We start from the raw sequence: 3,681 nt of genomic DNA on the forward strand, positions 1-3,681 counted from the left end.
AATCCTAAACCTAATAGTTCCGAAGTCATAATTTTTCCAACTTCTTTTTGATATTCTGCCCAAAAAGTTCCCGGAACCAACATTTTTGTAGCTTCATTTTTAACTCTTAAAACGGCATTGTAAATAGCTTTTTGTCTATCGCTAAATTTACCGTTTACAGGAATTGTTCTGGTCATATCACTAGAGTAATTTGCATATTCTGCGCCAACATCTAATAGCAACATATCGCCATCTTTACATTCTTTATTGTTTTCTATATAATGTAAAACGCAGGCGCTGTAACCCGATGCAATAATTGGTGTGTATGCAAAACCTTTTGATCGGTTTCTTAAAAATTCATGCATAAATTCTGCTTCAATTTCATACTCCATTACGCCAGGTTTTACAAAAGGCAATATTCTTCTAAAACCTTTATTTGTAATTTCACAAGCAGTTTGCATAATGTCAATTTCTTCTTGTTCTTTTACACCTCTAATAGCTTGTAAAATTTGATTGCTTTTTTCCCATTTATGTGCTGGGAAATCGTTTTTACATTGTTTTATAAATCGGTCTTCACGCGTTTCTATTTCTACTGATTGTCTATAATGCTCATTGGTGTTAAAGTATATAGATTCGGCCTCGGTCATTAATTCAAAAAATATTTTTTTAAATTCAGATAACCAGTAAATAGTTTTAATTCCAGATACTTCGGTAGCTTCTTTTTTAGAATATTTTGCACCATACCAAATTTCAATATGTTTATTGGTTTCAGTTAAAAATAAAATTTCACGATGCTTTTCTTCAATGGCATCCGGAAAAAGCAACAAAATACTTTCTTCCTGGTCGGCACCGCTTAAATAAAACAAATCACTGCTTTGCTCAAATGGTAATGTGCTATCTGCACCTGTTGTAAAAACATCATTTGAGTTAAAAACTGCAATAGATTTTGGTTTCATTTGAGCAGTAAATTTTGCTCTGTTTTTAATAAATAGTTGATTGTTTATTGGAAGGTATTTCATTTTAAGTGATTTTTATTAATTTCTTATTTAGGTAAAAAGCAATTTGCTTGTTTCATAATAAGATTTTATTTGGATTATTTAATAACAAAGTTATAAATTTGTTGAAAACCAAGCCTCATTAAATCCATTTTTATTTATGCAAAAACTAATACTATCTATTGCAATTGTACTAATTTCAACAATGCTTTTCTCTCAAAATAAACCTGCATATAAATTGTACAATGCAAAAGGAAGTAAGGTTTCGTATAAAAAAATGGTTAAATCTATGGCTAAGGCTAATGTTGTTTTATTTGGTGAATATCACAACAATGCAATAGTACATTGGTTACAGTTAGAGGCAACCAAAGATTTGCATAAATTGCGAAAATTAACCTTAGGAGCGGAAATGTTTGAAGCAGATAACCAGTTGCCGCTAAACAACTATTTGTCTGGTGAAATTAATGAAAAAGGGTTGGATACTTTAGCCAGATTATGGAGTAATTATAAAACGGATTATAAACCCTTGGTTGATTTTGCAAAAGCAAATAAGTTACAATTTATAGCAACAAATATTCCAAGATCTTACGCTAGTTTAGTTTATAAAGGTGGTTTTGAAGCCTTAGATTCCCTTTCTGTTGAAGAAAAAACATGGATTGCACCTTTGCCAATAAATTATGATGCCAATTTACCAGGTTATGTAAAAATGAAAGCAATGATGGGCGGTCATGGTGGCGATAATTTACCAAAAGCACAAGCAATTAAAGATGCTACAATGGCTTATTTTATTTTAAAAAACTGGCAAAAAAATAAGTTGTTTTTACATTACAATGGTTCTTATCATTCCGATGATTTTGAAGGAATTTACTGGTATTTAAAGCAAAAATCTCCAATTTTAAAAATTGTTACTGTTAGTGTGGTTGAACAAGAAAATGTTAAAAAATTACACAAAGAAAATAAATTAAAGGCTGATTTTATTATTGTGGTTTCTGATACAATGACGAAAACGTATTAGTTTTGTAAAAAATTAAGGTGTTCATATATAGACCTCCCATTTTTTTTGTACTTTCGAATTTACTAATAACTAAAAAATATTGTATTGCCTAGTTTGTTTCAAAAAGACGATTTTGTTTTTAATATTCTATTTGAAGCAGTGTCTGAAGGAGTAGTGGTAGTAGATGAAAATCAAACTATTGTTGCTACCAATTCTGCCGCTGAAGATATGTTTGGGTATTATAAAAACGAAATTGTAGATCAGCATTTAAATATTTTAATTCCTACAAAACACCACCAAGCGCATGGTGGTCATTTTAACTCTTTTTATGCAAGCAAAGCGTCAAAAAGGCAAATGGGGAAAAACAGATTGCTTTTTGGTGTTAAAAAAAATGGAGATAATTTTCCTGTAGAAGTTGGTTTAAATCCTTTTAATATTGAAGGTAAAACCTATATTATGTCAATAATTATTGATATTACCGAACGGAAAAAAACAGAAGATAAAATTATAGAACTTAATACTCAGTTAGAAAATAAAGTTTCAACAAGAACAAATGAATTAAATAAAACAGTAGCAAATTTAAAAAGTGAAATAGATAAAAGAGTAAAAGCTGAGCTAGAGTTAAGAAACGCACTAAAAAAAGAAAAAGAATTAAACGAATTAAAAACTAAATTTTTATCCCTAGTATCGCATGAGTTTAAAACACCGTTAAGCGGAATTTTAAATTCAGCTGTTTTAATAGGGCGATATACAAATACTGAAACCCAAGATAAAAGAGAAAAACATTTGCAAACAATTAAAAATAAAGTGCAGTACTTAGATGGAATTTTAAATGATTTTTTATCTGTAGAACGTTTAGATTCTGGAAAGGTAAAATATAAATTTTCTCATTTTAAACTTAGCAAAGTAGTAAACGAGGTGGTTTACAATGCAAACATGATGTTAAAAAGCGGGCAGCACATTAATTACCCAAAAAATATTGATGATATAAGTATTTATCAAGATGAAAAAATACTTGATTTAGTTTTAGGAAATTTACTTAATAATGCCATAAAATATTCATCAGAAAATACTACTATAGATTTTAATATTACAGCGAATGACACAGGTTTTGTGTTTAAAATTAAAGATAATGGTATTGGAATTCCCGTAAAAGATCAAAAACATATTTTTGAACGTTATTTTAGAGCGGAAAACGCATTAACAAACCAAGGAACAGGTATTGGTTTAAATATTATTAAAGGTCATTTAGAAAGTTTAAATGGAACAATTTCTTTTGAAAGTGTGGAAGATGAAGGAACAACATTTATTGTAAAATTACCAACTATTGAAGAAGAATTTAATAACCAAGAATCAGATTTGTTACTATAAACACCAATAAAGAAATACCATTTACAATAGACCTATAAAAATAAAAAATGGCTACATATGAAAACAATATTAATTATTGAAGACGATACTGTTTTAAGAGAAACTACCGCAGAAATTTTAGAGTTGGAAAACTATAAAGTAGTAACTGCTGCAAATGGAAAAAGAGGCGCGGAATTAGCAAAAATAATGTTGCCAGATATTGTGGTTTGTGATATTATGATGCCTGAATTAGATGGGTATGATGTGTTAAAAATTCTTTCAGAAGATGAAAATACAAAGCGAATTCCTTTTATATTCATGTCTGCAAAAACAGAAATAAAAGATGTAAGAAAAGGAATGGAT

The 3,681-nt window shown here is 29.1% G+C and carries 4 protein-coding genes; 3 read left to right on the plus strand and 1 reads right to left on the minus strand.

Annotation, left to right across the window (positions count from 1 at the left end; all coding sequences use genetic code 11):
• Nucleotides 1-998 (minus strand): aminopeptidase P N-terminal domain-containing protein (locus tag ABY298_RS15455; RefSeq protein WP_372746948.1); only part of this gene is annotated, 998 nt, incomplete at its 3' end.
• A 136-nt stretch (nucleotides 999-1,134) separates the two neighbouring features.
• On the opposite strand from ABY298_RS15455, the gene ABY298_RS15460 reads away from it, so the two are divergent.
• From ABY298_RS15460 to ABY298_RS15470, 3 genes are all read left to right on the plus strand, one after another.
• Complete coding sequence (locus ABY298_RS15460; RefSeq protein WP_372746949.1) at nucleotides 1,135-1,989, plus strand: ChaN family lipoprotein; 855 nt, start codon at nucleotides 1,135-1,137, stop codon at nucleotides 1,987-1,989.
• An 84-nt stretch (nucleotides 1,990-2,073) separates the two neighbouring features.
• Nucleotides 2,074-3,339 (plus strand): ATP-binding protein, encoded by a 1,266-nt coding sequence (locus ABY298_RS15465; protein WP_372746950.1) that lies wholly within the window; start codon nucleotides 2,074-2,076, stop codon nucleotides 3,337-3,339.
• A 57-nt stretch (nucleotides 3,340-3,396) separates the two neighbouring features.
• Nucleotides 3,397-3,681: PleD family two-component system response regulator (locus ABY298_RS15470; protein ID WP_372746951.1), on the plus strand; the 285-nt coding region annotated here is incomplete at its 3' end.

Origin of the sequence: Lutibacter sp., from assembly GCF_041596795.1 — a bacterium.
Classification (GTDB): domain Bacteria; phylum Bacteroidota; class Bacteroidia; order Flavobacteriales; family Flavobacteriaceae; genus Lutibacter.